We start from the raw sequence: 26,672 nt of genomic DNA on the forward strand, positions 1-26,672 counted from the left end.
ACGGTCCCGCTATTCTAGCCCTGGACCCGCCGAAAAGGTTGATCCTGCTCATGAGCCAAGCCCCCCTCGTCCTGGTGGACGGTTCTTCTTATCTGTACCGCGCCTTTCACGCGCTGCCACCGCTGACCACGTCCAAAGGCCTGCCGACCGGTGCGGTCAAGGGCGTGTTGAACATGCTCAAGAGCCTGCGCAAGCAGTACCCGGACAGTCCGTTCGCCGTGGTGTTCGATGCCAAGGGTGGGACGTTTCGCGATGCGCTGTACGCCGAATACAAGGCCAACCGCCCGAGCATGCCCGACGACATGCGCGTGCAGATCGAACCGCTGCACGCCAGCGTCAAGGCCCTGGGCTTCCCGTTGCTGTGCGTGGACAACGTCGAGGCTGATGACGTGATCGGCACCCTGGCCCGCAGCAGCGCGGCGGCCGACCGTCCGGTGGTGATCTCCACCGGCGACAAGGACATGGCGCAGTTGGTCGACGGGCACATTACCTTGGTCAACACCATGACCGGTAGTTCACTGGATGTGGCTGGCGTGAAGGAGAAGTTTGGTGTCGCTCCGGAGCAGATCATCGATTATCTGGCGCTGATGGGCGATTCGTCCGACAACATCCCGGGCGTTCCGGGCATCGGGCCGAAGACCGCATCCGGCTTGCTGGTGGGCGTCAATGGCGGCCTGACCGAGCTGTATGCACAGCTGGACACCGTCGCTACGCTGCCGATTCGCGGTGCCAAGACCTTGGCCGCCAAGCTCGAAGAGCACAAGGAAATGGCCTTCCTCTCCTACGAGCTGGCGACCATCAAGACCGACGTACCGTTGGATGTGGGCCTCGACGACCTGCAAATGGGCGCGCCGGATCACGAGAAACTCGCCGAGCTTTACACCTTGCTGGAGTTCAAGAGCTGGTTCGAAGAAAACCAGCGGGACGCCAAGCGTGCCGGCCAGGAGATCGTCGAAGTTACCGAAGAACAGCCCGGCGCTGCCGAGGCCAAGTATGAGGTCATCCTCGATCAGGCGCGCTTCGACGCATGGCTGGCGAAACTCGACAAGGCGCCGTTGTTTGCCTTCGTCACCGAAACCAACGGTGGCGATGCCCAGCATTCACAACTCGTTGGTCTGTCATTCGCCGTGGCACCTTTCGAGGCGGCCTATATCCCGCTGACGCATTCCTACATGGGCGTGCCCGAGCAGTTGGACCGCGACACGGTACTCAAGGCGCTCAAGCCTCTGCTGGAAGACCCGAACAAGCTCAAGGTCGGCCAACACGCGAAGTTCGAAACCAACATCCTGGCCAACTGCGCCATCGATGGCGACCAAGACAACGGCATCCTCGTCCAAGGCATTGCCTTCGACACCATGCTTGAATCCTACGTGCTGGATTCCACCGCGACTCGCCACGACATGGACAGCCTGGCGCTCAAGTACCTGGGCCAAAGCAAGACCGACTTCCAGGACATTGCGGGCAAAGGTGTCAAGCAACTGACCTTCGACCAGATCTCCTTGGAACTGGCGGGGCCTTATGCCGCCGAAGACGCCGACGTAACCTTCCGCCTGCACCAGGCCTTGCAGGAAAAACTGGCCGCCACGCCGAGCCTGGGCAAGGTGCTTACTGAAATCGAAATGCCATTGATGCCAGTCCTGGCGCGGATCGAGCGCCAAGGGGCGCTGGTCGATGCCAATCTGCTGGGCGCCCAGAGTGTCGAGTTGGGTGAAAAACTGGTGGCCCTGGAGCGTGAGGCTTTTGCCATCGCCGGTGAGGAGTTCAACCTCGGCTCGCCGAAGCAATTGGGTGTGATCCTGTACGAAAAGCTTGGCTTGCCGGTGCTCAGCAAAACCGCCAAGGGCCAGGCGTCCACCGCCGAAGCAGTGCTCGCCGAGCTGGCGGAGCAAGATTACCCGCTGCCCAAGGTGCTGATGCAGTACCGCTCGTTGAGCAAGCTCAAGAGCACCTACACCGATCGCCTGCCGGAACAGATCAACAGCCGCACCGGGCGCGTCCATACCAATTACCAACAAGCCGTCGCTGCGACCGGACGGCTGTCGTCCATCGACCCTAACCTGCAGAACATTCCGATTCGCACGGCCGAAGGTCGGCGCATCCGCCAGGCATTCGTCGCGCCGAAAGGCTACAAGCTGCTGGCGGCGGACTATTCGCAGATCGAGCTACGGATCATGGCGCACCTGGCCAAGGATGAAGGTCTGCTCCATGCGTTCCGCAACGACTTGGATGTGCACCGTGCCACCGCCGCCGAAGTATTCGGCGTCGAACTGGAAGCAGTCACCCATGACCAGCGCCGCAGCGCCAAGGCGATCAACTTCGGTTTGATCTATGGCATGAGCGCGTTCGGCCTGGCCAAGCAGATTGGCGTCGATCGCAAGCAGTCCCAGGCTTACATCGATCGCTACTTCGCCCGCTACCCGGGTGTGTTGGAGTACATGGAGCGCACCCGCGCCCAGGCGGCCGAGCAAGGTTTCGTCGAAACCATCTTCGGTCGCCGGTTGTACCTGCCGGACATCAACGCGAAAAATCCGGCCCTGCGCAAAGGCGCCGAGCGCACCGCCATCAACGCGCCGATGCAAGGCACCGCTGCAGACATCATCAAGAAAGCCATGGTGGCCGTGGATCGCTGGCTGGCGACTTCAGGGCTGGATGCGAAGGTGATCCTGCAAGTTCACGACGAACTGGTCCTTGAAGTGCGCGAAGACCTGGTCGACCAGGTGAGCGGGGAAATCCGCCAGCACATGAGCGCCGCCGCCGCGCTGGACGTGCCGCTGTTGGTGGAAGTGGGTGTGGGCAATAACTGGGATGAGGCGCACTGATCCCAAACCCCCGAGATCCTGGGCTTTCGTGGCGAGGGAGCTTGCTCCCGCTCGGCTGCGCAGCAGTCGCAAAGCCGGGCGATGCGGTCTCCCTGAATGAGTGCAAGGGCCTGCTGCGCAGGCCAGCGGGAGCAAGCTCCCTCGCCACAGGGAGTCACCGCAACGCCAGCGGCGGCTTCGTTAGTTCGGAAAGTTCCTACAGTTATTTCCAAAAAAATCTGAACTAAACCCGTGAAATCCTACTCAGAGTCTTTGAATGGCTGGTGAAGCCCTTCAATGCTCCTATGTTGTGTTAAGTGTTGGCAGATATCTGGACCCCGCCCTAGCGGTCCGGAACTTGGACCCCGAACTTCCCCCTCCCCATACGAAGTCCGGGGTTTTTTTTGCCTGCGATTTGGCTTATTCAGCCGCGTCGCTGCCCTTGTCCGCCAGCTCCATCCAGTCGGCCAGCACCGTGTAGGCTTCCTCCAACCCCATGCGCTTGGGGGCCGAGAACAACTGGATAGTGATCGTGTCACCCCACCCCTTGCGAATCTCCGACTGCACCTTGAGCAGCGTGTTCTTCGCGGCGCCATAAGTGAGTTTGTCGGCTTTGGTCAGCAGGATGTGCATCGGCATGCCGCTGGCGACTGCCCAATCAAGCATCAGCAAGTCAAAGTCGGTCATCGGATGGCGGATATCCATCATCAGAATCAAACCCTTCAAGCTCTCGCGGCTGCCCAAGTAGGCTTCCAGGTGGCGTTGCCAGTGTTGCTTGAGTGGGATGGGGACCTTGGCGTAGCCGTAGCCGGGCAGGTCGACCAAACGGCGTTCATCGTCTAGCTTGAAGAAGTTCAAGAGCTGTGTGCGACCCGGGGTTTTCGAAGTACGGGCCAGGCTTGCGTGGGTCAGGGTGTTCAGCGCGCTGGATTTACCGGCGTTGGACCGCCCGGCAAAAGCCACTTCGAAGCCTTCATCGTCAGGGCATTGATCGACTTTGGCAGCGCTGAGCATGAAGGTGGACTGTTGGCACAGGCCGAGGATAGGGTTCTTCAGTTGCATGGGATTTCCGATGTGGGCGGCGTCGGGAATGGACGCGGCAAGCTGTGTCGTTTCCGTTTCAGTGACGCCAGTATATAATGCCGCAGATTTTGTGTGCGCTTTGTCCCAGCGTAGGATGAGGCTCACGGGAGCGACCGACCGAAATTGCGCACTAGAACGCAGCTCGCTCTCAACCCTGAAAAGGTCGTTTTATGACGAAATGGCTGCTAGCTGCCGGTGTCTTGATGCCGCTTTACAGCGCTCAGGCTACACAGGATCCGGAAGCTGTGTACAACCGTGTTTGTGGTGCTTGTCATTCCGGCCAACTGCCCACGGCACCCCGCAAGGGTGACCGGGAAGCTTGGACGCCAAGGTTGGCGAAAGGTATGGGGACGCTGGTGCAACACGTGACCCAGGGTTTCAAGGCGATGCCGCCGCGTGGTTTGTGCATGGACTGCAGTGCCGAGGATTACCAAGCCATCATCCAGTGGATGAGCGAGTAAACCCGGTCCATAACTCTTTAACCCTTAGCCGTAGTTGGATTAGCTGATGAACAAACTGATCGTGAGTCTGCTGTTGACCTTGGGGATGTCCGGCGTAGCCCACGCCGCAGGCGCTGCCGCCGCCGGCCAGGCGAAAGCGGCCGTATGCGGGGCCTGCCACGGCCCGGATGGCAACAGCATGGCGCCCAACTTTCCGAAACTGGCGGGCCAGGGCGAGCGTTATCTGACCAAACAATTGCATGACATCAAGGACGGCAAGCGTGTCGTCCTGGAAATGACCGGCCTGCTGACCAACCTGAGCGATCAGGACCTGTCGGATATTGCCGCTTATTTCGCCAGCCAGAAGGGCAGCGTCGGCGCTGCTGATCCAAAACTCGTGGCCCGCGGTGAAGCACTGTTCCGCGGCGGCAACCTGGACAAGGGCCTGCCTGCCTGCACCGGCTGCCACTCGCCGAATGGCAGCGGCAACGCCGCCGCAGGCTTCCCGCACCTGGGTGGCCAGCACGCGCAGTACGTCACCAAGCAACTGACCGATTTCCGCAAGGAAGAAGGTGGTCGTGCCAACGACGGCGACGCGATGACCATGCGCACCATCGCTCGCAAGCTGAGCGACGAAGACATCGCCGCTGTGTCGAGTTATATCCAAGGCCTGCATTAAGACCTTTGACCGGGCGTTGCGAGGTTTGTATTTCCCGCAACGTTAACCCTCGATTAATCTGTCGATGCAAGCATCAAAAGGGTGGCTTTGGCCGCCCTTTTTTGTGGCCGCTGCCGTTACACTAGCGAACTTGAACCCGCCACGATCTGTCTTAGAAACAGGTCTCGCGAGGCCACCTCATTGTCCAGGAGTAAAGCATGCGTAATCTGATCATCAGCGCCGCGCTCGTCGCCGCCAGCCTGTTCGGCATGGCTGCCCAAGCCAACGCCGAGGAATCGAAGGCCCCTTACGTCGAGTTGACCAACCCCGTTCCGGTGGCTGTGCCTGGCAAGATCGAAGTGGTGGAACTGTTCTGGTACGGTTGCCCGCATTGCTATGCGTTCGAGCCGGTCATCAACCCATGGGTTGAAAAACTGCCTCCGGACGTGAATTTCGTGCGCATTCCCGCCATGTTCGGCGGCCCATGGGACGCCCACGGCCAGATGTTCCTGACCCTCGAAGCCATGGGCGTCGAGCATCAGGTGCACGCAGCGGTGTTCAACGCGATCCAGAAAGAAGGCAAGAAGCTGACCAAAAAAGAAGACATGGCCGAGTTCCTCGCGACCCAGGGAGTCGACAAGGACAAGTTCCTGGCCACGTTTGACTCCTTTGCTATCCAGGGGCAAATCAAGAAGGCCCGTGAGCTGGCGAAGAAATACGAAATCACTGGCGTACCGACCATGATCGTCAACGGCAAATACCGCTTTGACATCGGCTCCGCTGGCGGCGCGAACGAAGCGCTGCAACTGGCCGACAAGCTGATCGCCAAAGAGCGGGCGGCGACCAAGGCCGCTGCCAACTAAGCGCAGCGCCTGTCATGGCTCGCTGGAGCACCGAACGCGTCGTTGGCCTGCATGAAGCCCGGGTCAACGAGCATCATGTCGCGTCCACGGGCCTGCCTGCCGACAGTCGTCTGCGACTGCTCAGTTTTAATATCCAGGTCGGTATCAGCACCGAACGTTACCGGCATTACCTGACCCGGGGGTGGCAACATTTGCTGCCCCATACGGGACGCGCTGGCAATTTGCAGAAGATCGGCGACCTGTTGAAGGATTTCGATCTGGTGGCCTTGCAGGAAGCCGACGGGGGAAGCCTGAGGTCCGGCTACGTCAACCAGGTCGAGCATCTTGCCCAACTGGGCGCCTTTCCCTACTGGTACCAGCAACTCAATCGCAACCTCGGTCGTCTCGGCCAGCACAGCAATGGTGTGTTGAGCCGCTTGCGGCCGTGGGCGATCGAAGACCATCCGCTGCCGGGCCCCAAAGGGCGTGGCGCGATCCTCGCGCGTTTCGGCGAAGGTCCGGAGGCGCTGATCGTGGTCATGATGCACCTGGCACTGGGGGCGCGTACCCGCACGATGCAACTGGCGTACATTCGCGAGCTGATTGGCGGCTATAAGCATCAGGTGCTGATGGGCGACATGAACACCCACGCCACCGACCTGTTGCAGACCTCCCCCCTGCGCGACCTTGGTCTGCTTGCTCCGCAACTTGAAGCGACATTCCCCAGCTGGCGTCCTCAACGCTGCCTGGACCATATCCTGCTGAGCCCGACCTTGACCCTCGAACGGGTCGAGGTGCTGGCCCAGCCCATTTCCGATCACCTGCCCGTCGCGGTCGAAATACGTTTGCCCGGTTCGCTCACGGCTGATGCATTCCCCGCGCTGAGTCCTGCCCCTCGCGGATCCGATGAATGAGCGACGACGCCGAACGCTGGAGAGAAAAATACCTCAAGAGCATCGAACAACAGGAAAAGCTCGAGCGCCGCTGGGACGCTCGGCTCGACTTGTTGCGTCGTGGCCTGGTGCGCAGCACCCTGGCCGCCGAGGGTACTGATCGGGCCGTGGACCAGTGCATGAAAGAAATGCGCGAAGTGGTGCGTACCGACAACATGGACGCCGCACTCGCCGCCTTGCTTCCGCGCCTGGAGAAAGCCGTACTTGATTCCGAACAGCGTCGTGAGACCCGCGCTGAACAAGTGAGCGCGGCGCTGACTGCCCTGGTCGCCCAGTTGCAGAGCCTGCCGTTGCCGAAGGAAGTCAGTCGGCCCCTGAAGAAGTTCTCCAAGCAACTGGAGGCCCGGGCCGACCAGGCTCGGGAAATCCCGCTGTTGCTCAGTGAACTGAGTCAATTGCAGGGCCAGGCGATCAGGGCGTTGGAGACGCCGGAAGAACCGAGCCGTCCCGGCCTGCTTCAGCGACTGTTTGGCGGCCACGATCACTCGGAAGCGGCACCCGCGTCTGCGGCTGAAGCCGAAGCGGCCCCGCTGCCCTCCCCACCCCAGGCAACGGATACGGCAGCCGTCGCGCCGGCGCCGGTATCCACAGCGGAACAATTCCCCGCACCGGACCTAACGCCCGAGCCGGTGGTGTCCATTGAAACAGCAGGCGAGCCTGATCCAGCACCAGCACCAGCACCAGCACCAGCATCAGCGCCACCAATCGCGTCGCCTGCCCAGCCGAGCATCGAGTCGGCACCGACAGTTGATGAACCCTCCGAGCCGGCCCCTGCTGCCCAGAATCCCGATGAGCTGACGCCAGAACAACCGACCCAGCCCATCCTCGAAGCTACAGCCGTTCCGGAAATACCGGCCGAGCTTCCCGCAGCGGTCGATCCGAATGACTCTCCCTACGCCCTGCCCGACTCCCCGGAGCCGTCCTACAGTTCGGTCGCTCGCCACATCGAAGACACATTGCTGGGGCTGCTGGGCGACCTGACGCTGCCCGAGCGTCATCGTCCTCAAGCCGAGTCCATGCGGGAACGGCTGGAAAACGGCTTGAACTGGTACGAGCTCCTGCCGGTTCTCGACGACCTGGCTGTGCTCATGCTGGCGATCACCGACAGCGGCCAGCACGAATTCGAAGCTTACCTGCAGCGGCTGAACGATCGGCTGGAGTCGTTTCAAAACACCCTGCGGGCGGCCACTGAAGACCATGCCGATCAATCGTCGGCCTCCAAGGAAATGGACACCCAGATCCGCGAGCAGGTCGATGGCTTGCAAAACAGTGTGCAACAGGCCGATGACCTGGAGAGCCTCAAGCACGTGCTGGAGAACCATCTTGAAGGTTTGCTCGGCACGATGGATCAGCACCAGAAACAACGGGATTTGCGCGAGCAGGAAGTTTCGGCTCGCCTGAAAAGCCTGGCCGAGCGTGTTGCGTTGATGGAGCAAGACGCCCTGATCGTTCGGGAAAACCTGGAAGAGCAGCGGCAAAAAGCGTTGGTCGATCCGCTGACCGGTTTGCCCAACCGCGCCGCTTGGAGCGAACGTCTCGAACAAGAAGTCGAGCAATGGCAGCGGCATGGCAACAGCTTGCTGATTGCCATGCTCGATCTGGACCATTTCAAGCGGATCAACGACAACTATGGCCACCTGGCCGGCGACCGCGTGCTGAAGCTCATCGCCTCGGTGCTGCGCAAGCGTATACGCGGCAGTGATTTCATCGCCCGCTTCGGCGGCGAAGAATTCGTCCTGCTGGTGCCCGACACGCCCCTCGCCGCCGGTGCAAAACTGGCCGAGGCGTTGCGCGCGGCCATCGAAGCCTGTCCATTTCACTTTAAAGGCGAACCGGTCACGGTCACGGTATCCATGGGCATGACTGCGTTCAAGCCCGGGGAGCATAGTGATTTGGTGCTTAAAAGAGCCGATCAGGCGTTATATAGGGCCAAGAATGCAGGGCGTAACCGCGTGGAACTGGGCTGAGGATTCAATTGTTCCAAATTATAAATGTCACGGCCCAATCGGATCATTCTCGAGCGATACGTTACACTGTTGCATTATTTTTCTGCATGCACACCAACGCCATGAAATTTGCCCCGCTTCTTGTTTCGTTGCTTCTCCTGGCCGGTTGCGCGAGCGGTCCCCAACTCGACACCAGCCATCCTTCGGTCAACCACGACAGTCGAATCCAGTTCGTCGTGGTGCATTACACCTCGGCGTCCCTTGAACGCTCCCTTTCCCTGCTGACCCATGGCGAAGTCAGTGCCCACTACCTGATCGGCGACGACAAGAACGCAACCATCTACAAGCTGGTGGACGAAAGCCGACGTGCCTGGCATGCCGGGGAAAGCGAATGGCAAGGCCGGACCTGGCTCAACTCCAGCTCCATCGGCATCGAAATCGTCAACCCGGGCTACATCGATACGCCCACCGGACGTCTCTGGTATCCCTACAGCGAAGCTCAAGTCCAGTCCCTGATCGTCCTGCTCAAGGACATCACCCGGCGTAACGCGATAAACCCGGTGAACATCATTGGTCACAGCGACATCGCGCCTATGCGCAAACTGGACCCCGGGCCGTTGTTTCCCTGGAAACGCCTGGCCGAGGCCGGCTTGGGCGTATGGCCAGACGAGCGGGCAGTCGCTCGCCAGCAGGCCGCCTACGTGGATCAGCTTCCCAGCGCCAGTTGGTTCCAGGCGGAATTGGCGCGCCTTGGCTACCCCACGCCACGCACAGGTGAATGGGACGTGACCACTCATCAAGTCCTGGCCGCGTTCCAGATGCGCTATCGACCGGCCCGGTTCGATGGTGAGCCTGACGCCCAAAGTGCGGCGATCCTGACGGTCCTCAACCAGACAAAATAATGACGCCCGTCCGACTGCGCGGGCCGATTCCAAAACAGAAGCTATAACTCATTGGTAACTTTCGGATTACCAACGATGACGGCTGCCCGAGAAACCCTGCAAAGCTGGCTCCATCGCCCTATTTTCCTGGCGATGGTCGCGGCTGCCCTGAGTACCGTGCTGTTGCTGGCGGGAAGCCTCTTCGTGGTGATGCAACAGATCCAGCAGCGCGAAAGCGACCAGATGAATGCCCAGGGCGAGCGTTTTCTGCAGCGCCTGGAACAGCTTTTCGGTCAACTGCGCGAAAGTCTCGATGACCTTCAGGCCCAACCTTTGCGAGGCTGTGACGACGACATGATCGCGACGTTGCAGCAGGTGAGTTTCAATTATCGCTTTGTCTATGAAGCCGCTTATATCGATAGCCACGGCGTGTGCTCCAATCGACCGCGCCAGAGCGGCTTGTCATTGGCCCGCCCGCCAGACCTGCTAGGGCCGGCCTATAGTTACTGGCTCAACACCACCACGGAACCCGACGAAAATCGTGCCGCCCTGATGTTGGGGCGCGGCAATTTCCGGGTTGCTACGTCTCGCGGCCACCTGACCGATGTCGTCGACCTGCCTCCGGGCAGCAGCCTGCTGGTGGTCCTGGATGAGGGCGAGCGGGCCATTCCGGTTCTCGGCACCGAGCAGCACTGGCCGCCGACCGAACCGTGGCCGCCGAAAAGCCGGGACGCCTTGCAAGTGACCCAGACCCGGCTGATCTATCGGATGCCGACTGATAACCCGGAATATCAACTGGTGCTGATTGCGCCGCGCAACGGCCTTCGCATTCCCGCCAACGCCTGGTGGATGCTGCCGATCAGCTTGCTGCTGGGCCTTGGCATCGGCTTCCAGGTCTTTTTGCTGGCGCGTCAGCGCCAATCCATGGATGCCGAGCTGCACGGGGCCATCCGGCGCGGCGAGCTCCAGGTGCTTTATCAGCCGATTTTCGATCTGCGCAGCCGCAACTGCGTCGGCGCCGAAGCGCTGCTGCGCTGGCGACGGCCAGACGGTACGCTGACCAGCCCGGACCTGTTCATTCCCATGGCGGAGACCACCGGGCAGATTCGCCAGATCACCGACTTCGTCCTGCAGCGGCTGTTCGACCAGTTGGGCCAGTTGTTGCGCGCCAACCCACACCTGTACATCTCGGTGAACCTCGCGGCCTGCGATGTGATGGTCCCGCGCATCGGGGAAGTGATTGCCCGCCTGCTGGCGCGGCACCGTGTGTCGGCGCACCAGATTGCGTTCGAAGTCACCGAGCGTGGGTTGGTTGATGTGCTGGTGGCCCGGGACAACCTGCAATCGCTGCGTGACCTGGGGCATCAGGTCTTGATCGACGATTTTGGTACCGGGTATTGCAGCCTGGCGTATCTGCAAACGCTGCCGGTGGATTGCCTGAAGATCGACAAAGCCTTCATCGACGCCTTGGGCCATGATGCCGCCAGCAGTGGGGTGGCGCCGCACATCATCCGCATGGCCCATGCGTTACAACTCAAGGTGATTGCCGAAGGCATCGAACATGAGGCCCAGGCGTCATACCTGAGCAGCGAGGGCGTGAAGTTCGGTCAGGGTTGGCTGTTCGCCCATGCGCTCAGTGCGGTGCAGCTCATCGAATTGATCACCCGCGGACGGCGCTTGCTCGGACGACGCCTGGATGACGAAGCGTGAGGCGGTTTCAGACCGTCAGGGCCATATAAAACTGGGTGCCCTGCCCTGGCCTGGAATACACGCCCATGCGTCCACCGTGGAGCTGGACGATCTCCTTGCACAACGCCAGGCCGAGCCCTGCGCCGCCCTTTTTGCGTCCGACCTGAACGAAAGGTTCGAAGATCCGGCCCTGCTGGCCGTAAGCGATACCCTCGCCATTGTCTTCAACGCTGATAATCACTCGTTCGCCGTGGCGTCGGGCTTGTAGACGGATCTGGCCGTCATCGTTGGTATGGCGCATCGCATTGTCGATCAAGTTATCCAGGACCCGGTCCAACTGCGCGGCGTCGGCATGCAGGCGCGGCAACGGTCCCTGGATCTCCACCAGCAGCTCGATACCCTTCGCTTCGGCCTGCTCGGCAAACCGCAGGCGGGCCGCGTCCAGCATGTCCTCGATGGAGCAAGGCGCCAGGGTGAGTTTCTGCAAGCCGTTCTGATAGCGGGAAAAGTTGAGCAGGTCATTGATGAGCTGCATCAGGCGCTGCATTTCTTCATTGACCGTATTGAGCAGATCCGCCTCGCGGGAATCCTCAGGGAAACGCACCCGTTCTTGCAGCAGCCCGAACGCCATATGCATGCCTGTCACCGGTGTGCGCAGTTCATGGGATGCCCGCAATACGAACTCACTGCGTACCCGCTCGAAGGCGCGCTGTTCGGTGACGTCGTGCAATACCATCACTGCCCCGAGAATCTGCCCCTGGGTATGGATGACCGGCGTCAGGCTGTAAGTCAGCACGCGGGATTCGCCGTCCACCTCGATGCTCAGGTCATCTGGCGCGCGTTCTTGCGAGCCCCCGCGCAGCACCACTTGCAGCTCGTCATCCAGTTCGATACGCCCAAGCGCCTCGCCCAATCCTTGGCCCAGGCGTTCCTGGTCCCAGCCCAGTTGCCGTTGGGCCACCGGGTTGAGGTGCTCCAGCCGGCCCTGGCGGTCGATCATCAGCAAGCCGTCGTCGATGCTGTCGAGCACCGCTTGCAGGCGTTGCTGGCCGGCGAGCAGTTCATCGACATTGGTGGCCTGATGTTCGCGCAGCGCTTGGGCCATGATGCCGAAACGACGCGTCAGCAGGTTCAGTTCCGCCGCCGAGGAAATGGGCAGGGTCACCTCGAAGTTGCCTTGGCCTATATCGTCTGCCGCAGCCGCCAAGGCCTCGATCGGCGTGCCGAAACGCCTGGCGATGCCGTGGGCGGTCACGAACCCGATGATCAATACCGCCAGGCCCACCAGGCCCAGCAAGCTGGCAATCAGAAGAGCCCGTTCGCGGGCGCGGTCCTGTGTATCGCTGATTTTATTGAGGGCGTGTCGATAGCCATCGATCAAGCCGCCGCGCAGCACGTTGAATTTTTCGGTGAGGTCCTGAATGTTGGCCAGTGGCGTCGGTTGTTGGCGAGACGCGTCGAAAGCCTGGATAAAACTGATGTAATCGGCTTTGGCGTGGCTGAAGCGGGCGGCTGAATCGTCCAGTTCCCGCTCATGGGCAATGCCTTCATCCAACAATTCGAAATATTGCCGTTTGGATTCTTCCAGTGCCGCCAGATCAGGCTTCTCGTCGAGCATGATCATCAATTGATCGCCCAGCGTCTGGCGCAACTTGAGGCCCAGGTCGAGCAGGATAAAGTTGTCGCGCACGGACTTTTCCTGGGTATTGGCCATCTGCATGACGCTGACGAGGCCCAGCACTAGCCCCAGCAGCGCCACGGTGATCAGTGCCGAAATACTCAGGAACAGCCGTGTGCGCAGCTTCATCGCCAGTTTCATAAGGTGGCGCTCACAGGTTGTATTGCTTGCGTTTGCGGTACAGCGTGGACGCGTCGATGCCCAGGGTCTTTGCCGCTTGGTCGAGGGTATCGGCGGTGGCCAACACCGCGCCGATGTGAGCCTTTTCCAGTTCGTCGAGGCTCAGCGCGGCGCCGATTCGCGGGGCATTGTTGACCGGTTGCTCGGCCATGCCCAGATGGCTGATTTCGACTTTTTCCTGCGGGCAAATGATGCTGGCCCGCTCGACCACGTTGCGCAGTTCGCGAATGTTGCCCGGCCAGCGATAACCCAGCAGAGCCTCCCGCGCTTCATCGCTGAAGCCCCGCGCTGGGCGGGCGTATTCCTTGACGAAGCGCGCCAGGAAGCGATCAGCGAGGGTCAGGATGTCCTCGGCGCGCTCGCGCAATGGCGGCAAGTGCAGGGTAATGACGTTCAGGCGATACAGCAGGTCTTCACGAAAACGTCCATCGCGCACCATGTCTTCAAGGTTGAGATTGGTGGCGGCGAGAATCCGTACGTCAGCACGTCGGGTAACCGGGTCGCCGACCCTTTCATACTCTTTGTCTTGAATGAAACGAAGCAACTTTGGTTGTAATGCGAGGGGAAAATCGCCGATTTCGTCAAGAAACAACGTACCGCCATCGGCCTGGTTAACCCGCCCCAATGTGCTCTCGCTGGCCCCGGTAAACGCACCGCGGCTGTGGCCGAACAACTCGCTTTCCATCAGCTCGGTAGTCAGCGACGGGCAATTGATGGTGACGCAGGATTTCTTCGCCCGCTTGCTCCAGCCATGGATGGCTCGCGCCAGCTCACCCTTACCGGTGCCGGATTCGCCAAGGATAAGAATGTTGGCATCGGTGCTGGCGACCTGGCGGGCGGTTTCAAGCACGACTTTCATGGCCGGGCTGTGGGAGTCGAGGCCGTCCTTTGGCTTGCGTATCTCCCCTTCCAACGCCTCGAGCCTGGCGGATAACTGACGTACCTCCAATTGCTTGGCCGTCGCCAGGCGCAGTTGATCCGGGCTGCAAGGCTTGACCAGGTAATCGGCGGCCCCGGCCTGGATCGCATCGACAGCCGTGTCCACGGCGGAATGGGCCGTGACGATGACGACCCGCATCCACGGTGCCTGGATCCGCATTTGCGCCAGTACATCGAGACCATTGTCCTCGCCCAGTCGCAGGTCGAGAAAACACAGGTCGAACACCTGGCGTTGCAACAGGGCTTCGGCCTGGGCGGCGCTGTTGGCGGTGGCAACGGAATAGCCTTCGTCTTCAAGGCAATAACGGAAGGTACGCAGGATGGCGGACTCGTCGTCCACCAGCAGAATGCGGCCTTGATGCTCAGTGGCGGATTCCATTTTTCCTACGCTCCTTAATGAATGATGATGATTAGTGTCAGAAAAATCGGGCAAGTTGCATGGTCCATTCTGGTCGAATATTACTCACCGAACAGGCTTCTGTGGACCTTTGGCGTCTAAAAGGCTGATTTTCATCTTCTTTTCCTCCCTTCCCGCAGCCTTCGGTTCGGTTCGCTCTTTCCGACATCCGTTTCCCACCTTCAATTCAAAAAAAGAATCTAGCGCTTCGCTTTCTGCGATTCGTGCATAACGCACGACTCCGCTCGGGGCCATCGTGCAGGATGCGCCCCGGACGCTTTTTGCAGACTGAATAACTTATTGATTTTAAAGACTTTTTAACTGGTTATGGTTCTGGCATGCGGACTGCAATATCCAGATCAACACGGCGTTAAAGCGCCTCAACCAGATCACCGCAAGGGTGGGGAGGAATTCCAGGATGAATCGTCAACGTGCCGCCCAATTTCGCATCACCGCCCTGTCCATCCAACAAGGGCTGTGGGCTGTCGTCGCACTGCTGATCACGCTGATGGCGGGCCAGCAACTGATGTTGTGGCATGAAAGCCAACAGCCGGAAGCGCCACTGGTATCGATTCAACGAGCTCCCCAAACGCATTTCAGCGCGGCCGGCAGTGTCGCGGAGGCGTCCGCCTCGATGCGAATCATGGAGGTCGACCAAACGCAGCCTCTTTCCGACATGCCTCGTGAGGAGCGCTGGGTGTTCTAAACCCGATGGACCGGTCGTCCGTCGTGCTGGAACCATCATCGCTACACCCCAACTAAGTAGAAAAGCGTAAGGAGAATCATCATGTTGAGCTGGGCAATTACCTTCCTGATCATTGCCATCATCGCCGCGGTACTGGGCTTCGGTGGTATCGCAGGCACCGCCACGGGCATCGCCAAGATTCTCTTTGTCGTGTTCCTGGTGATGTTCATCGCTTCGTTCTTCTTTGGTCGTCGCGGCCGAGGCTGACAATGAACGCGTCATTAAAAGGACTGGCCGCCGCCCTGCTGTTGGGCGGCAGTGCCATGGCATTGGCTGCCAATGACGGCCAGATGCGGGCCAATCAACTGCTTCAGGCTGACCCGCAGTACCGCCAGACCTGGCAGCAAGTGGTCAAAAAGGAAGAGCGTCTGCCGGAATGGGTGATGAACCTGACGGGCGATGCCGAACAGATGAATGCCGTCGAAGAGGATGGCGACAAATATCTGGTAGGACCACTGTGCGAAATCCAGGCAACTTGCAGGAGCAAACGCCTGTTCGTGGCTTTCAGTTTCGACAAAGACGAGGCCTATGCCTTGTTGGTCGAAGTGCCCGCAGGGCTGCCGGCAGACAAGTCGCCAACCCGTCATGCGGACTATCGCTTCCTCGGTGATCCCGACGAAGGTATGCAAGAACTGTTAATGGAACAGCTGAAAAAAGATCCGAATTGGTACTGAGACTTGAGAACGGGAAAGGCAGCCCTGCTTTTCCCTCTGCGAGGCCCGAGGAGGGCCGAAGCATGACCAGGGGGCTGGGACGCTCTGACCAGAAAGGGTCGGAGTGACCTACGGGCACAAGGGGTGCCTGCGAAAGGGCCGGGTCAGGAAAAAGCTGCGACGCAAGTTCGCAAAGTCTTGATGGCTTGGCGAACTTGCGGAGAGCTTTAAGCGGCTGACGCTCGCGCTAGAGCGGCCGGTAGTTTTTTTCGGCAGAACCCGCCAGACGCTGCGGCATATTGTCCTGTTGGACGAATGTCACTGTCCCAACGCCGACCGTATATCGGAGAATGCGCCCGCCATTTTCCCTCCCGAGTGGACCCCAACGCCCGATCCTTTCATCGATGCCCCAGCAATCAATGCAACGCCCGGCTACGCTGAAATGGCCGGCTGACGGCGTTTATGCCTGCTGAAGTGGCGCTTTCGAACCGATTGGGACGCACGTTTCACTTGGGAAATCTCATGCCGATTCGGCATGGGGTAGGCGGTTACGGCATTAGACGATCCCCCCTCGCGTGGCAATAGTTGCGCCTTTTTTCGCCTGCCAGTGAGCCGTCGTGGGCGCTCGGGTGACGTTATACGGGGGCAGCAGCACGACTTCGCATCGCCATTTGGCCATCCGTTGACGCTGCTGCCCGAGTCCAACTGAAGTAAGGGTAATGATATGAAGAAGGCAAAACTAAGCCTCGCCTGGCAGATCCTCATCGGTCTGGTGCTCGGGATTGCAATCGGTGCGCTGCTCAACCACTTCAGTGCCGAGAAGGCCTGGTGGATCAGCAACGTGCTGCAACCGGCAGGCGATATCTTTATCCGTCTGATCAAGATGATCGTGATCCCTATCGTGATCTCTTCGCTGATCGTCGGCATTGCCGGGGTCGGGGACGCCAAGAAACTTGGGCGCATCGGTTTCAAGACCATCATTTACTTTGAAATCGTCACGACCATCGCCATTGTCGTGGGCCTGCTGTTGGCGAACTTCTTCCAGCCGGGCAGCGGCATCGACATGAGCACCCTAGGTACAGTGGATATTTCCAAGTACCAGGCCACGGCCGCCGAGGTCCAGCATGAGCATGCGTTCGTGCAGACGATCCTCAACCTGATCCCATCGAACATCTTCGCCGCCGTCGCTCGCGGCGAGATGCTGCCGATCATCTTCTTCTCCGTGCTGTTCGGCCTCGGCTTGTCCAGCCTGCAATCGGACCTGCGCGACCCGCTGGTGAAGATGTTCCAGGGCGTCTCGGAAAGCATGTTCAAGGTCACTCACATGATCATGAGCTACGCGCCAATCGGTGTGTTTGCCCTGATCGCAGTGACCGTCGCCAACTTCGGTTTCGCTTCCCTGCTGCCGCTGGCGAAACTGGTCATCCTGGTTTATGTCGCCATCGCCTTCTTCGCCTTCGTGGTGCTGGGCCTGATCGCTCGCCTGTTCGGTTTCTCGGTGATCAAGTTGATGCGCATCTTCAAGGATGAGCTGGTGCTGGCCTACTCCACCGCCAGTTCCGAAACCGTGTTGCCACGGGTGATCGAGAAGATGGAGGCGTACGGTGCGCCGAAAGCCATTTGCAGCTTCGTGGTGCCCACCGGTTATTCGTTCAACCTCGACGGTTCGACCCTGTACCAAAGCATCGCGGCGATTTTCATCGCCCAGCTGTACGGCATCGACTTGTCCATCGGTCAGCAATTGATGCTGGTATTGACCTTGATGGTGACCTCCAAGGGTATTGCTGGCGTGCCGGGCGTATCGTTCGTGGTGCTGCTGGCCACGTTGGGCAGCGTTGGCATTCCGCTGGAAGGCCTGGCGTTCATTGCCGGTGTCGACCGCATCATGGACATGGCCCGTACAGCGCTGAACGTGATCGGCAACGCCCTGGCCGTGCTGGTCATTTCCCGCTGGGAAGGCATGTACGACGATGCCAAGGGCCAGCGCTACTGGAACTCCCTGCCGCACTGGCGCAGCAAGGAGCCGCTGCCGGCTGGGGAAACTTCTAGCCGTTGATCAGTGAAGGGCGTTTGGGCCAGCATCAAGGTGCCTGAACAGCCCCTGATCATTGTGGGAGCGAGCTTGCTCGCGATTGCGTCAGATCCGTCACCCTTGTTATTGGCTGACACACCGCCATCGCGAGCAAGCTCGCTCCCACGGGTTTCATTGATCATCTGTGCAGTGCCAATCAAACCCCGGAGAAATCCGGGGTTTGTCGTTTCTGCCAGCCCCGCTATCATGCGCCGCATCTTCCGGGGGATTTAACCGATGCTCAATGGCCTGTGGCTTGGCTTCTTTATCGTGGCAGCCGTGTCGGCGCTGGCGCAGTGGCTGATCGGCGGCAACGCCGGAATCTTCGCCGCCATGGTGGAAAGCATCTTTGCCATGGCCAAGCTGTCGGTCGAAGTCATGGTCTTGCTGTTCGGTACCTTGACGCTGTGGCTGGGATTCCTGCGCATCGCTGAAAAAGCCGGCATCGTCGACTGGCTGGCCAAGGCCCTTGGCCCGCTGTTCCTGCGCTTGATGCCGGAAGTGCCCGCCGGCCACCCGGCGATCGGCTTGATTACCCTCAATTTCGCTGCCAACGGTCTGGGGCTGGACAACGCCGCCACGCCCATTGGCCTCAAGGCCATGCGCGCCCTGCAAGATCTCAATCCCAGCCCGACCATCGCCAGCAACGCGCAAATCCTGTTCCTGGTACTGAACGCGTCGTCGTTGACCCTGCTGCCCGTCACTATCTTCATGTACCGCGCCCAGCAAGGCGCGCCGGACCCGACTCTGGTGTTCCTGCCGATCCTGCTCGCCACCAGCGCCTCGACCCTGATGGGGCTGCTGTCCGTGGCGTTCATGCAGCGTCTGCGCCTGTGGGATCCGGTGGTGCTGGCCTATCTGATTCCGGGTGCGCTGGCGCTGGGCGGCTTCATGGCGCTGTTGGCGACGCTCTCGGCCACTGCGCTGGCGGGGCTGTCGTCGATCTTGGGCAACCTGACGCTGTTCGGCTTGATCGTCCTGTTCCTGGTGGTGGGCGCGCTGCGCAAGGTGAAGGTGTACGAAACGTTCGTCGAAGGCGCGAAGGAGGGCTTCGACGTCGCCAAGAGCCTGTTGCCCTACCTGGTGGCGATGCTTTGCGCCGTCGGTGTTTTGCGGGCTTCGGGCGCGCTGGATTTCGGCCTGGACGGCATCCGTCACCTGGTGCAATGGGCGGGCCTGGACACGCGTTTTGTCGACGCGCTGCCGACGGCCATGGTCAAGCCGTTCTCCGGCAGTGCCGCCCGGGCGATGCTGATCGAAACCATGAAGACTTCCGGGGTGGACAGCTTTCCGTCCCTGGTGGCGGCGACCATCCAGGGCAGCACCGAAACCACCTTCTACGTGCTGGCGGTCTATTTCGGTGCCGTAGGGATCCAGCGCGCGCGCCATGCGGTGGGTTGCGCGCTGCTGGCTGAATTGGCCGGCGTGGTGGCGGCTATCGGGGTTTGCTACTGGTTCTTCGGCTGACCGGCGGAGTGAGTTGCTCACGATAACGATGATCGGTTGACACATCTGTTGGATGTGCCGCCGTCATCGCGAGCAAGCTCGGCTCCCACAGGTCAAGTGTCTTCCCCCGAGGCCATGAACGCCGCAGATCCCCTGTGGGAGCGAGCTTGCTCGCGATAAGGTCCGGAGGACCTTCAGTCGGTCACCTCGAAACGCAGCACGCCGATCATCTGGCCATTCTCCGTCAGCACTCGCACCTGCCATTTGCCTGTCGGGTTGTCTGGGAAATTCTGCTTATGAGTCCAGGCCCGATAGCCTTCCTTGCGCCCGCCATGGATGTCCAAGGCGATGCGGTCCACTTCTTTGCCGTTGAATTGCCAGACGTGGTAAATGCGCTCGTCGAGCCCTCGCGGGGCATTGATGGCGGTGTAGGCATACAGGCCATTGCTGCGAATCTGCGCCGCGCTGACTTGCTTGAGGCTGGCGCCCGGTGTGCGATCTTCCACTTGGGTGCTGATCGCCACTTCGGTCATCCATAGCGTCGCGGGTGGTACCCAGGAGCGCAGCACCCAGCCGGCGGCGCCAATTCCCAAGGTAATGCACAGAATCGCCAACGCGTTGCGCACGGTACGAATCGGAAAGATCGAGGCCAGGCTCGGGAACGACAACAGCATGGCGATGCCCAGCGCCAGTTTGAAGCTCTGGTCGGTGGTCAGGTGGACAATTACCGGCAGCGCGGTGAGCAGCGCGGCGAACAGCGTCAGCGTGTGCAACGCCAGGAACGCCCAGCGCCGGGGGGCCAGCCATTTGTAATACAGCGGGTCAATGATCGAAATCAGTGCCGCGATCGTCAGCAGGCCGGTAAAGACCAGCTGGCTGCTGTTCCAAGTAGTGGTGATGAAGAAAAACGGCAGGACGAAAAACAGGCTTTCCTGGTGAATCATTTGCGTGGCGTAGCGCAACAGCGGCTGGGGTATTTCCCGTTTGAAAATTTTGGTGAACAGCCGCGTCAGGGTGTTTTCCAGCATCAGCCAGAGCCAGCTCACCAACATGATGATGGTGATCCAGGTCGCCAGGCTCTGCTGACGGTCCACCAGCATGAAGCTGCCGACCCCGGAAACAAAACCGCCGAGCGCGATGACCCCTGGATAGCGCTTCATCAGCTCTAGGATGCGCTGGATTAAATGAGTCAGGTTCGGCATTCGGCGGTTTCACAGTAAGTCGTAGGAAATATCCCTGACAGAGTATCGCCAGGGCGCTGACATGGCGAGGATCGCGACGCGTCCGGTGATTATCTTACTTGGCGAGGGAGCTTGCTCCCGCTGGCCTGCGAAGCGGGCCCCAGCCTTTCTTCAGATAGACCGCATCGCCCGGTTGCGGCTGCTGCGCAGCCGAGCGGGAGCAAGCTCCCTCGCCACGGGATCGCGTTGTCATGGGCTGGAGTCATCGTCGGCAGGCTCGTCCCACAGCGCGGCTCAATCGGTCGTCGGTCGCGTCCTGCGGCGCACCAGCCAGCCCAGCAACACCAGCAACAACGCGACCAACCCACCCAGCCCCCAGACAAGCTGGTCATCACTGAGCAACGGTTTCTCGATGCGCAAATATCCCGGGTCCTTGAGCAGTTCGCGCAGGGCCCGGTTGGCTTGTTCCAGGCTGACGTCCTGCAGGCGCGCGGCGGGATTGGCGAAGCGGCCGTCTTCGTAGTCGCCGAGGGCGCTCCAGTAGTAATCCGCCAGGGCGCTGTTGCCTTGGACGGCCCAGGACTGGTGGGCAATGGCGGCGCGTTTTATCCGCACGAAACTCTCGGGATTCAGGCCGTCCTTGAGTAACGTGCTGCGCAGCTGTTCCAACGACTGTTCGGCTAGCGGCAGGTCCTCGCGGGCCAGGTCGGCGTTCAGGCTCATGAAACCGACGCCGCCCAGCACTTCCCGCTCCGTCCAAGGCCCATAGGACAGGCCGTCGGCCAAGCGCAATTGGCGATAGAGCGCCCAATCCAGATATTCCTTGAGCAGGTCGAAGGTCTCGTCGTGTTGCTCTTCCAGCACCGGTTCCGGGAACAGCCAGTGGAGCTTGGCGCCATTGCCGACCAGGCCTTGGATGAGGTTGCGCTTGGTGACCGCGCTGTAGCGGATCTGGGGCAGCGGTTCGTGGACACTGGGCTCGACCGGCTCAAGCTCGCCGAAGGTGCGATCCAGATACGCCGGCAGCAATCGATCGAGGTCGCCAACCACGATCAAAGTCATATTGTTCGGCGCGTACCAGGCCTTGCGCACCTGCTCGAGTCGGGCGAGGGACAGATGTTCGACCTCGGCCCGTTCCTCGCAACGCAAGCCCAGCTCCACCGCCAGTTGATTGCTGGCCTTGTGGCCCAGGTCTTGATGGTCCAGCCAGCGTTGCAGATGGGTGTAGTGCCCGCCGTCCTCGCGTTCAACCACCCGTTTGGCCGCGGCCAGGGCCTTTTCATCGATGCGGGTACGGGTCAGCAACGCCAGCAGCAAGTCCAGGACCTTGCGTTGGTTGCTCGCCGGCGCCTCGATGACAAACGTGGTATCGGCGTTGCTGGTAAAGGCATTCCACTCGCCGCCCAGGGCCTGCATGCGTTCTTCCAGGCCACCTTCACCCGTATCGTCGACGCCACTGAACAGCAGATGTTCGAGCAGGTGCGGCAGCTCTTTGTCGGCGCAGTTGAAATCATCGAGGCCAACGCCCACCACCAGCCGAATCGCCACATGCCCGCGTTCCGTGCCGGGCTTGAGTATGAGCTGCATGCCGTTGGGCAACGTGTAGCCTTCAACCTGGAATCGATCCACGGCGAACGCGGGCAAGGAACCGAACAAAAGCAAGGCGAGCAACAGACAACGCATAGCGGGCTTCCTGGCGGCTGAATGAAGATCCATGGTGCCGGGCTAGCCTTCATCGCCAGCAGGCTCGCTCCCACATCGAATGTACGCTGCGTTCATGACCGCGGGAGTTGCCTGGCTCGCGATTGGCTTGCGCCCCGGACCCCTTTTAATGACTGGCCAGGACGCCAGTCGTTCACGGCGAATGGGTAATATCGGAAATTTCATCGGCGGCCAGTGCGCCAATTTCGGACGTTTCCAGCACCACGTAGGCGCTGCCGCAGAACAGCGAGTTCAGGCGCCGCATGTCGGCGATCAGTTCCAGGTGCAGGGAGCTGGTCTCCAGGCTTTGCACGACCTTGCGGTGCAGGCGGCTGACGTGGGCATGGGCCATCCGCCGTTCCTGGGCCCGAAAACGCCGTTTCTCACGCAGCAGTTGGCGAGCGCTTTCCCGGTCGGCGCTGAGAAAAACCGACAACCCCAGCCGCAGGTTGGCGATCAGGTGGCTGTGCAGCCCCGCCAATTCCTCCAGGCCCACCTCGGAAAACGAACGGCGTTGTGAGGTTTTTTGCTGCTGGACCTTGCGCAACATCCGTTCGATCAGGTCACTGGCCAGCTTCAGGTTGATGGCGAGCTCGATGATTTCCGCCCAGCGACGGCTGTCCTGCTCGCTGAGGTCTTCCCGGGGCATTTGCGCCATGTAGAGCTTGATCGAACTGCACAGCGCTTCGACGTCGTCGCTCATGCTGCGCACCTGCTGGGTGATTGCCGTTTGCTCGCCCCGCAGCACGCCGAGCATGGCTTCGAGCATGTTTTCGATCAGGTCGCCGATGCGCAAGGTTTCCCGGGCGGCGTTCGCCAGTGCCAGGCTCGGGGTAGCGAGGGCGGTGGGGTCCAGGTGTCGGGACGTGGCCTTGCCATTGGTTTCCGGGCGTTCCGGCAGCAACCAGGCACAAAGCCTGGCCATCGGCCCGACGCTGGGCAACAGCACCAGGCAACGCACGGTGTTGTAGAGCAAGTGGAAACCAATCACGGTTTCCTGGGGGCTGAAATCCAGGCTGTCCAACCAGCTCACCAGCGGATCGAGCACCGGAATGATCAGCAACAGGCCGATCAGCTTGTACAACAGGCTGCCCAGCGCCACCTGGCGGCCGGCGGCGTTCTGCATGCTGGTGCTGAGAAACGCCAGCACGCCGCTGCCGATGTTGGCGCCGATCACCAGGCCGATGGCCACCGGCAAACTGATCACCGCGGCGCCAGCCAGTGTCGCAGTCAGCAACACTGCCGCCAGGCTGGAATAGGAGATCATCGCGAACAACGCACCGACCAACGCATCGAGCAGGACATCGCCGGTCAGCGAGGCGAAGATCACCTTCACCCCTTGGGCCTGGGTGATGGGCGCAGCGGCTTCGACGATCAACTGCAAGGCCAGGATGATCAGGCCCAGGCCGATACCGACCCGGCCCATTTGCCCGACGCGGGTCTGTTTGCGCGACAGGAAGAAAATCACCCCGAGAAAAATCAGCAGCGGCGACAACCACGACAGATCGAGGGTGAGCACCCGTGCCATCAATGCGGTGCCGACATCGGCGCCCAGCATGGTCGCCAGCGCGGGGGTCAGTGCCATCAGGCCCTGGCCGACGAAGGAGGTGACCAGCATGGCCGTGGCGTTGCTGCTCTGGACCATGGCGGTCACCATGATGCCCGCGATAAACGCCAGCCAGCGGCGGGACATGTTCTGGCCAATGACATGGCGCAGGTTCGAGCCGTAGACCCGCAAGATGCCGGTACGGACGATATGCGTGCCCCAGATCAGCAAGGCCACGGCGGAGAGTAGATTCAGCAGGGTCAGCATGAGGAGCCCCCTGTTAGCGTCCCAAAGGGACAAATTGACGGTGCCACATCGTTTTACTTCTTGTACTTAAGCTGTAGTTGCCGAACGGTTCGGACGCCAGCATTGCACAGCTAAAGAAGCGTTTGAAACAAAACTGTCATAAAAATAAATTCCTCGAAAACACCTCAAACCCCTGTGGGAGCGAGCCTGCTCGCGAAGGCGGCATCAACTCCAACATCACCGGTTCAGGCAGACCGCTTTCGCGAGCAAGCTCGCTCCCACAGGTTTGCATTCGACGACTTTTATGCAGGCATGAAAAAGGGGCTCCCAAGAGCCCCTTCGTTCATTGCCCTACACCTTTACTGACCCGGAACATCCTTGCGCAGTTTCACCGGATCCTGCTGCTTGCGCTTGCGCGCAATGGCGGTGCGCATCTTGATGTTGATCGCTTCCACCGCCAGCGAGAACGCCATGGCGAAGTAGACGTAGCCTTTTGGCACGTGCACGTCGAACGACTCGGCGATCAGTACGGTACCGACCACCAGCAGGAACGACAGCGCCAGCATCTTCAGCGACGGATGCTTGTCGATGAATTCGCTGATCGTGCCCGAGGCCAGCATCATCACCAGCACAGCGACGATGATCGCCGCGACCATGACCGGTACATGGGAGACCATGCCGACGGCGGTGATGACCGAGTCCAGGGAGAACACGATGTCGATGATCGCGATCTGGATGATGGTGTAGAGGAAATTGCCGCCCTTGCCCGAAGGCCCGTCGTCGCTTTCGTCTTCGCCTTCCAGCGCGTGGTACATCTCCTGGGAGCTTTTCCACAGCAGGAACAGGCCACCGAAGAACAGGATCAGGTCGCGACCGGAGATGCCCTGGCCGAACACTTCGAACAAATCGGCGGTCAGGCGCATGACCCAAGTGATGGACAGCAGCAGCAGGATCCGCGTGACCATGGCCAGGGCCAGGCCGAAGATCCGGGTGCGCGCTTGCATGTGCTTGGGCATGCGGCTGACCAGGATCGAAATCATGATGATGTTATCGATGCCCAGGACGATTTCCAGGGCGGTCAGGGTAAAGAAGGCAACCCAGATTTCCGGGTTGGTCAGCCATTCCATGTGAGTTCCTTTGAGCGAGTGTTAGGCCGCGCCGCGCCTCCGGTTACCCGAGAGGGGCGACGCAGCGGGCATTGCTTTTATAGAGTGCTGAACAGCGGAAAAATCCCCATCAGCAAGGCGGCGAACATTATGCACAGGCAAACCAGCACTGCCCACTTCAAGGTGAAGCGCTGGTGATCGCCGAACTCGATCCCGGCCAGGGCCACCAGCAGATAAGTCGACGGAACCAGCGGGCTCAGCAGGTGGACGGGCTGGCCGACGATCGAAGCACGGGCCATTTCGACCGCAGTGATGCCGTAGTGGCTGGCCGCTTCGGCCAAAACCGGTAACACCCCGTAATAAAATGCATCGTTCGACATGAAGAATGTGAACGGCATGCTCACCAGCGCGGTGATGACCGCCAGGTAAGGACCGAGGAAGTCCGGGATGACCGCCAACAGGCTTTTGGACATGGCATCGACCATGCCGGTGCCGGACAGGATGCCAGTGAAGATCCCCGCTGCGAAAATCAGCCCGACCACCGCCAGGACGCTGCCAGCGTGGGCGGCGACGCGGTCTTTCTGCTGTTGCAGGCACGGGTAGTTGACGATCATCGCGATACTGAACGCCACCATGAACAGCACCGGCAGCGGCAACAGGCCGGCGATCAGGGTGCACATCAGGGCCAGGGTCAGCGCGCCGTTGAACCAGATCAGCTTCGGACGGCGAGCGTCCGGGAATTGGGAAACGCTGATTTCGCTGTGATCGATTTCATCGCTCGCCAAGTGCAGCTCACCCAGGCGGGCACGCTCGCGCTTGCCGTACATATAGGCAATCACCAGGATCGCCACCACGCCAGCCAGCATCGCCGGAATCATCGGCACGAAGATGTCGGACGGGTCCACGTGCAGCGCACTGGCCGCGCGGGCCGTCGGGCCGCCCCATGGGGTCATGTTCATCACGCCGCCGGCGAGGATGATCAGGCCAGCCATGATCCGCGGGCTCATGCCGATGCGGCTGTAGAGCGGCAGCATGGCGGCCACGCAGATCATATAAGTGGTCGCGCCGTCACCATCAAGGGAAACGACGAGCGCCAGGACGGCGGTACCGACCGAAACTTTCAACGGGTCGCCCTTGACCAGCTTGAGGATCTTGCGCACGGCCGGGTCGAACAGGCCGGAGTCGATCATCAGGGCGAAATAGAGAATGGCAAACATCAGCATCACCCCGGTCGGGGCGAGCTTGGTGATGCCTTCGAGCATCATCGGGCCGATCTTCGGCGCAAAACCACCGAACAGGGCAAACAGGATCGGGATGATGATCAGGGCGATCAGCGCGGACAGGCGCTTGGTCATGATCAGGAACATGAACGTGATGACCATGGCGAAGCCAAGGAAAGTCAGCATGGGAAATACTCCAGGCGTGGCGCGGCTATGAAATGCGAACTGGACAGGTCAGCGCAGGATGCAAGGCACGGGACGGACGGATGGAGT

21 protein-coding genes are annotated in these 26,672 nt (G+C 60.6%); 13 read left to right on the forward strand and 8 right to left on the reverse strand.

Annotated elements, in window-relative coordinates; translation table 11 throughout:
- Nucleotides 1-50 precede the first annotated feature (50 nt).
- Entirely contained in the window at nucleotides 51-2,819 is a 2,769-nt protein-coding gene (polA, locus tag FHK92_RS16765) for a DNA polymerase I (protein ID WP_181289036.1), read from the forward strand.
- 399 nt (nucleotides 2,820-3,218) lie between these two features.
- Here polA and yihA read toward each other — a convergent pair whose 3' ends face one another.
- A complete protein-coding gene (yihA, locus tag FHK92_RS16770; RefSeq protein WP_030138992.1) occupies nucleotides 3,219-3,860 on the reverse strand; it encodes a ribosome biogenesis GTP-binding protein YihA/YsxC in 642 nt (213 codons plus the stop codon).
- Between the two features lie 191 nt (nucleotides 3,861-4,051).
- Between yihA and FHK92_RS16775 the strand changes: the two genes are divergently transcribed.
- The 7 genes from FHK92_RS16775 (at nucleotide 4,052) to FHK92_RS16805 (ending at nucleotide 11,311) form a co-directional block, all read left to right on the forward strand.
- Complete coding sequence (locus FHK92_RS16775) at nucleotides 4,052-4,342, forward strand: c-type cytochrome (protein WP_030138991.1); 291 nt, start codon at nucleotides 4,052-4,054, stop codon at nucleotides 4,340-4,342.
- A gap of 46 nt (nucleotides 4,343-4,388) precedes the next feature.
- Nucleotides 4,389-5,000, forward strand: coding sequence for a c-type cytochrome (locus FHK92_RS16780; protein WP_181289037.1), 612 nt, complete (start codon nucleotides 4,389-4,391; stop codon nucleotides 4,998-5,000).
- 197 nt (nucleotides 5,001-5,197) lie between these two features.
- Nucleotides 5,198-5,842: a thiol:disulfide interchange protein DsbA/DsbL gene (locus FHK92_RS16785; RefSeq protein WP_181289038.1), complete on the forward strand. Its 645-nt coding sequence runs from the start codon at nucleotides 5,198-5,200 to the stop codon at nucleotides 5,840-5,842.
- A gap of 14 nt (nucleotides 5,843-5,856) precedes the next feature.
- Nucleotides 5,857-6,735 carry an endonuclease/exonuclease/phosphatase family protein gene (locus FHK92_RS16790; protein WP_181289039.1) on the forward strand — a complete coding sequence of 293 codons (879 nt, stop codon included), beginning with the start codon at nucleotides 5,857-5,859 and terminating at the stop codon, nucleotides 6,733-6,735.
- Nucleotides 6,732-8,741 carry a GGDEF domain-containing protein gene (locus FHK92_RS16795; protein WP_181289040.1) on the forward strand — a complete coding sequence of 670 codons (2,010 nt, stop codon included), beginning with the start codon at nucleotides 6,732-6,734 and terminating at the stop codon, nucleotides 8,739-8,741. The genes FHK92_RS16790 and FHK92_RS16795 overlap by 4 nt, the downstream gene beginning before the upstream one ends.
- Nucleotides 8,742-8,842: 101 nt before the next feature.
- Nucleotides 8,843-9,622 (forward strand): N-acetylmuramoyl-L-alanine amidase, encoded by a 780-nt coding sequence (locus FHK92_RS16800; protein WP_181289041.1) that lies wholly within the window; start codon nucleotides 8,843-8,845, stop codon nucleotides 9,620-9,622.
- A 75-nt stretch (nucleotides 9,623-9,697) separates the two neighbouring features.
- Nucleotides 9,698-11,311, forward strand: a complete 1,614-nt coding sequence (locus tag FHK92_RS16805; protein ID WP_181289042.1) for an EAL domain-containing protein — start codon at nucleotides 9,698-9,700, stop codon at nucleotides 11,309-11,311.
- Nucleotides 11,312-11,318: 7 nt separating this feature from the next.
- Here FHK92_RS16805 and FHK92_RS16810 read toward each other — a convergent pair whose 3' ends face one another.
- Entirely contained in the window at nucleotides 11,319-13,109 is a 1,791-nt protein-coding gene (locus FHK92_RS16810) for a KinB sensor domain-containing domain (RefSeq protein ID WP_181289043.1), read from the reverse strand.
- 10 nt (nucleotides 13,110-13,119) lie between these two features.
- Entirely contained in the window at nucleotides 13,120-14,466 is a 1,347-nt protein-coding gene (algB, locus tag FHK92_RS16815; protein ID WP_030138983.1) for a sigma-54-dependent response regulator transcription factor AlgB, read from the reverse strand.
- Nucleotides 14,467-14,902: 436 nt separating this feature from the next.
- Between algB and FHK92_RS16820 the strand changes: the two genes are divergently transcribed.
- From FHK92_RS16820 to FHK92_RS16840, 5 genes are all read left to right on the forward strand, one after another.
- Nucleotides 14,903-15,190, forward strand: a complete 288-nt coding sequence (locus tag FHK92_RS16820) for a hypothetical protein (RefSeq protein WP_181289044.1) — start codon at nucleotides 14,903-14,905, stop codon at nucleotides 15,188-15,190.
- A gap of 81 nt (nucleotides 15,191-15,271) precedes the next feature.
- Nucleotides 15,272-15,436, forward strand: coding sequence for a DUF1328 domain-containing protein (locus tag FHK92_RS16825; RefSeq protein ID WP_003177151.1), 165 nt, complete (start codon nucleotides 15,272-15,274; stop codon nucleotides 15,434-15,436).
- A gap of 2 nt (nucleotides 15,437-15,438) precedes the next feature.
- On the forward strand, nucleotides 15,439-15,903 hold the full coding sequence (locus FHK92_RS16830; protein WP_181289045.1) for an inhibitor of vertebrate lysozyme family protein: 465 nt from the start codon (nucleotides 15,439-15,441) through the stop codon (nucleotides 15,901-15,903).
- 703 nt (nucleotides 15,904-16,606) lie between these two features.
- The gene (gene gltP / locus FHK92_RS16835; protein ID WP_181289046.1) at nucleotides 16,607-17,938 is read left to right on the forward strand and encodes a glutamate/aspartate:proton symporter GltP; all 1,332 of its coding nucleotides are present in this window, start codon (nucleotides 16,607-16,609) and stop codon (nucleotides 17,936-17,938) included.
- 252 nt (nucleotides 17,939-18,190) lie between these two features.
- Entirely contained in the window at nucleotides 18,191-19,420 is a 1,230-nt protein-coding gene (locus FHK92_RS16840; RefSeq protein ID WP_181289047.1) for a nucleoside recognition domain-containing protein, read from the forward strand.
- A gap of 173 nt (nucleotides 19,421-19,593) precedes the next feature.
- Here FHK92_RS16840 and FHK92_RS16845 read toward each other — a convergent pair whose 3' ends face one another.
- From FHK92_RS16845 to FHK92_RS16865, 5 genes are all read right to left on the reverse strand, one after another.
- On the reverse strand, nucleotides 19,594-20,601 hold the full coding sequence (locus FHK92_RS16845) for a DUF5924 family protein (RefSeq protein WP_181289048.1): 1,008 nt from the start codon (nucleotides 20,599-20,601) through the stop codon (nucleotides 19,594-19,596).
- A 273-nt stretch (nucleotides 20,602-20,874) separates the two neighbouring features.
- Nucleotides 20,875-22,263 (reverse strand): M16 family metallopeptidase, encoded by a 1,389-nt coding sequence (locus tag FHK92_RS16850; RefSeq protein ID WP_181289049.1) that lies wholly within the window; start codon nucleotides 22,261-22,263, stop codon nucleotides 20,875-20,877.
- Nucleotides 22,264-22,435: 172 nt separating this feature from the next.
- Nucleotides 22,436-24,094, reverse strand: a complete 1,659-nt coding sequence (locus FHK92_RS16855; RefSeq protein WP_181289050.1) for a Na/Pi cotransporter family protein — start codon at nucleotides 24,092-24,094, stop codon at nucleotides 22,436-22,438.
- Nucleotides 24,095-24,432: 338 nt separating this feature from the next.
- A complete protein-coding gene (locus tag FHK92_RS16860; protein WP_181289051.1) occupies nucleotides 24,433-25,200 on the reverse strand; it encodes a TerC family protein in 768 nt (255 codons plus the stop codon).
- 77 nt (nucleotides 25,201-25,277) lie between these two features.
- Nucleotides 25,278-26,585, reverse strand: a complete 1,308-nt coding sequence (locus tag FHK92_RS16865) for a CitMHS family transporter (RefSeq protein ID WP_181289052.1) — start codon at nucleotides 26,583-26,585, stop codon at nucleotides 25,278-25,280.
- Nucleotides 26,586-26,672: the final 87 nt, after the last annotated feature.

It is taken from the genome of Pseudomonas brassicacearum subsp. neoaurantiaca (assembly GCF_013608025.1).
Lineage (GTDB): Bacteria > Pseudomonadota > Gammaproteobacteria > Pseudomonadales > Pseudomonadaceae > Aquipseudomonas.

What these genes read in the sequence shown, in the direction of transcription:
- polA (WP_181289036.1), top strand. Translation starts at nt 51, where the DNA reads ATGAGCCAAGCCCCCCTCGTCCTGGTGGACGGTTCTTCTTATCTGTAC.
- yihA (WP_030138992.1), bottom strand. Translation starts at nt 3,860, where the DNA reads ATGCAACTGAAGAACCCTATCCTCGGCCTGTGCCAACAGTCCACCTTC.
- FHK92_RS16775 (WP_030138991.1), top strand. Translation starts at nt 4,052, where the DNA reads ATGACGAAATGGCTGCTAGCTGCCGGTGTCTTGATGCCGCTTTACAGC.
- FHK92_RS16780 (WP_181289037.1), top strand. Translation starts at nt 4,389, where the DNA reads ATGAACAAACTGATCGTGAGTCTGCTGTTGACCTTGGGGATGTCCGGC.
- FHK92_RS16785 (WP_181289038.1), top strand. Translation starts at nt 5,198, where the DNA reads ATGCGTAATCTGATCATCAGCGCCGCGCTCGTCGCCGCCAGCCTGTTC.
- FHK92_RS16790 (WP_181289039.1), top strand. Translation starts at nt 5,857, where the DNA reads ATGGCTCGCTGGAGCACCGAACGCGTCGTTGGCCTGCATGAAGCCCGG.
- FHK92_RS16795 (WP_181289040.1), top strand. Translation starts at nt 6,732, where the DNA reads ATGAGCGACGACGCCGAACGCTGGAGAGAAAAATACCTCAAGAGCATC.
- FHK92_RS16800 (WP_181289041.1), top strand. Translation starts at nt 8,843, where the DNA reads ATGAAATTTGCCCCGCTTCTTGTTTCGTTGCTTCTCCTGGCCGGTTGC.
- FHK92_RS16805 (WP_181289042.1), top strand. Translation starts at nt 9,698, where the DNA reads ATGACGGCTGCCCGAGAAACCCTGCAAAGCTGGCTCCATCGCCCTATT.
- FHK92_RS16810 (WP_181289043.1), bottom strand. Translation starts at nt 13,109, where the DNA reads ATGAAACTGGCGATGAAGCTGCGCACACGGCTGTTCCTGAGTATTTCG.
- algB (WP_030138983.1), bottom strand. Translation starts at nt 14,466, where the DNA reads ATGGAATCCGCCACTGAGCATCAAGGCCGCATTCTGCTGGTGGACGAC.
- FHK92_RS16820 (WP_181289044.1), top strand. Translation starts at nt 14,903, where the DNA reads ATGAATCGTCAACGTGCCGCCCAATTTCGCATCACCGCCCTGTCCATC.
- FHK92_RS16825 (WP_003177151.1), top strand. Translation starts at nt 15,272, where the DNA reads ATGTTGAGCTGGGCAATTACCTTCCTGATCATTGCCATCATCGCCGCG.
- FHK92_RS16830 (WP_181289045.1), top strand. Translation starts at nt 15,439, where the DNA reads ATGAACGCGTCATTAAAAGGACTGGCCGCCGCCCTGCTGTTGGGCGGC.
- gltP (WP_181289046.1), top strand. Translation starts at nt 16,607, where the DNA reads ATGAAGAAGGCAAAACTAAGCCTCGCCTGGCAGATCCTCATCGGTCTG.
- FHK92_RS16840 (WP_181289047.1), top strand. Translation starts at nt 18,191, where the DNA reads ATGCTCAATGGCCTGTGGCTTGGCTTCTTTATCGTGGCAGCCGTGTCG.
- FHK92_RS16845 (WP_181289048.1), bottom strand. Translation starts at nt 20,601, where the DNA reads ATGCCGAACCTGACTCATTTAATCCAGCGCATCCTAGAGCTGATGAAG.
- FHK92_RS16850 (WP_181289049.1), bottom strand. Translation starts at nt 22,263, where the DNA reads ATGCGTTGTCTGTTGCTCGCCTTGCTTTTGTTCGGTTCCTTGCCCGCG.
- FHK92_RS16855 (WP_181289050.1), bottom strand. Translation starts at nt 24,094, where the DNA reads ATGCTGACCCTGCTGAATCTACTCTCCGCCGTGGCCTTGCTGATCTGG.
- FHK92_RS16860 (WP_181289051.1), bottom strand. Translation starts at nt 25,200, where the DNA reads ATGGAATGGCTGACCAACCCGGAAATCTGGGTTGCCTTCTTTACCCTG.
- FHK92_RS16865 (WP_181289052.1), bottom strand. Translation starts at nt 26,585, where the DNA reads ATGCTGACTTTCCTTGGCTTCGCCATGGTCATCACGTTCATGTTCCTG.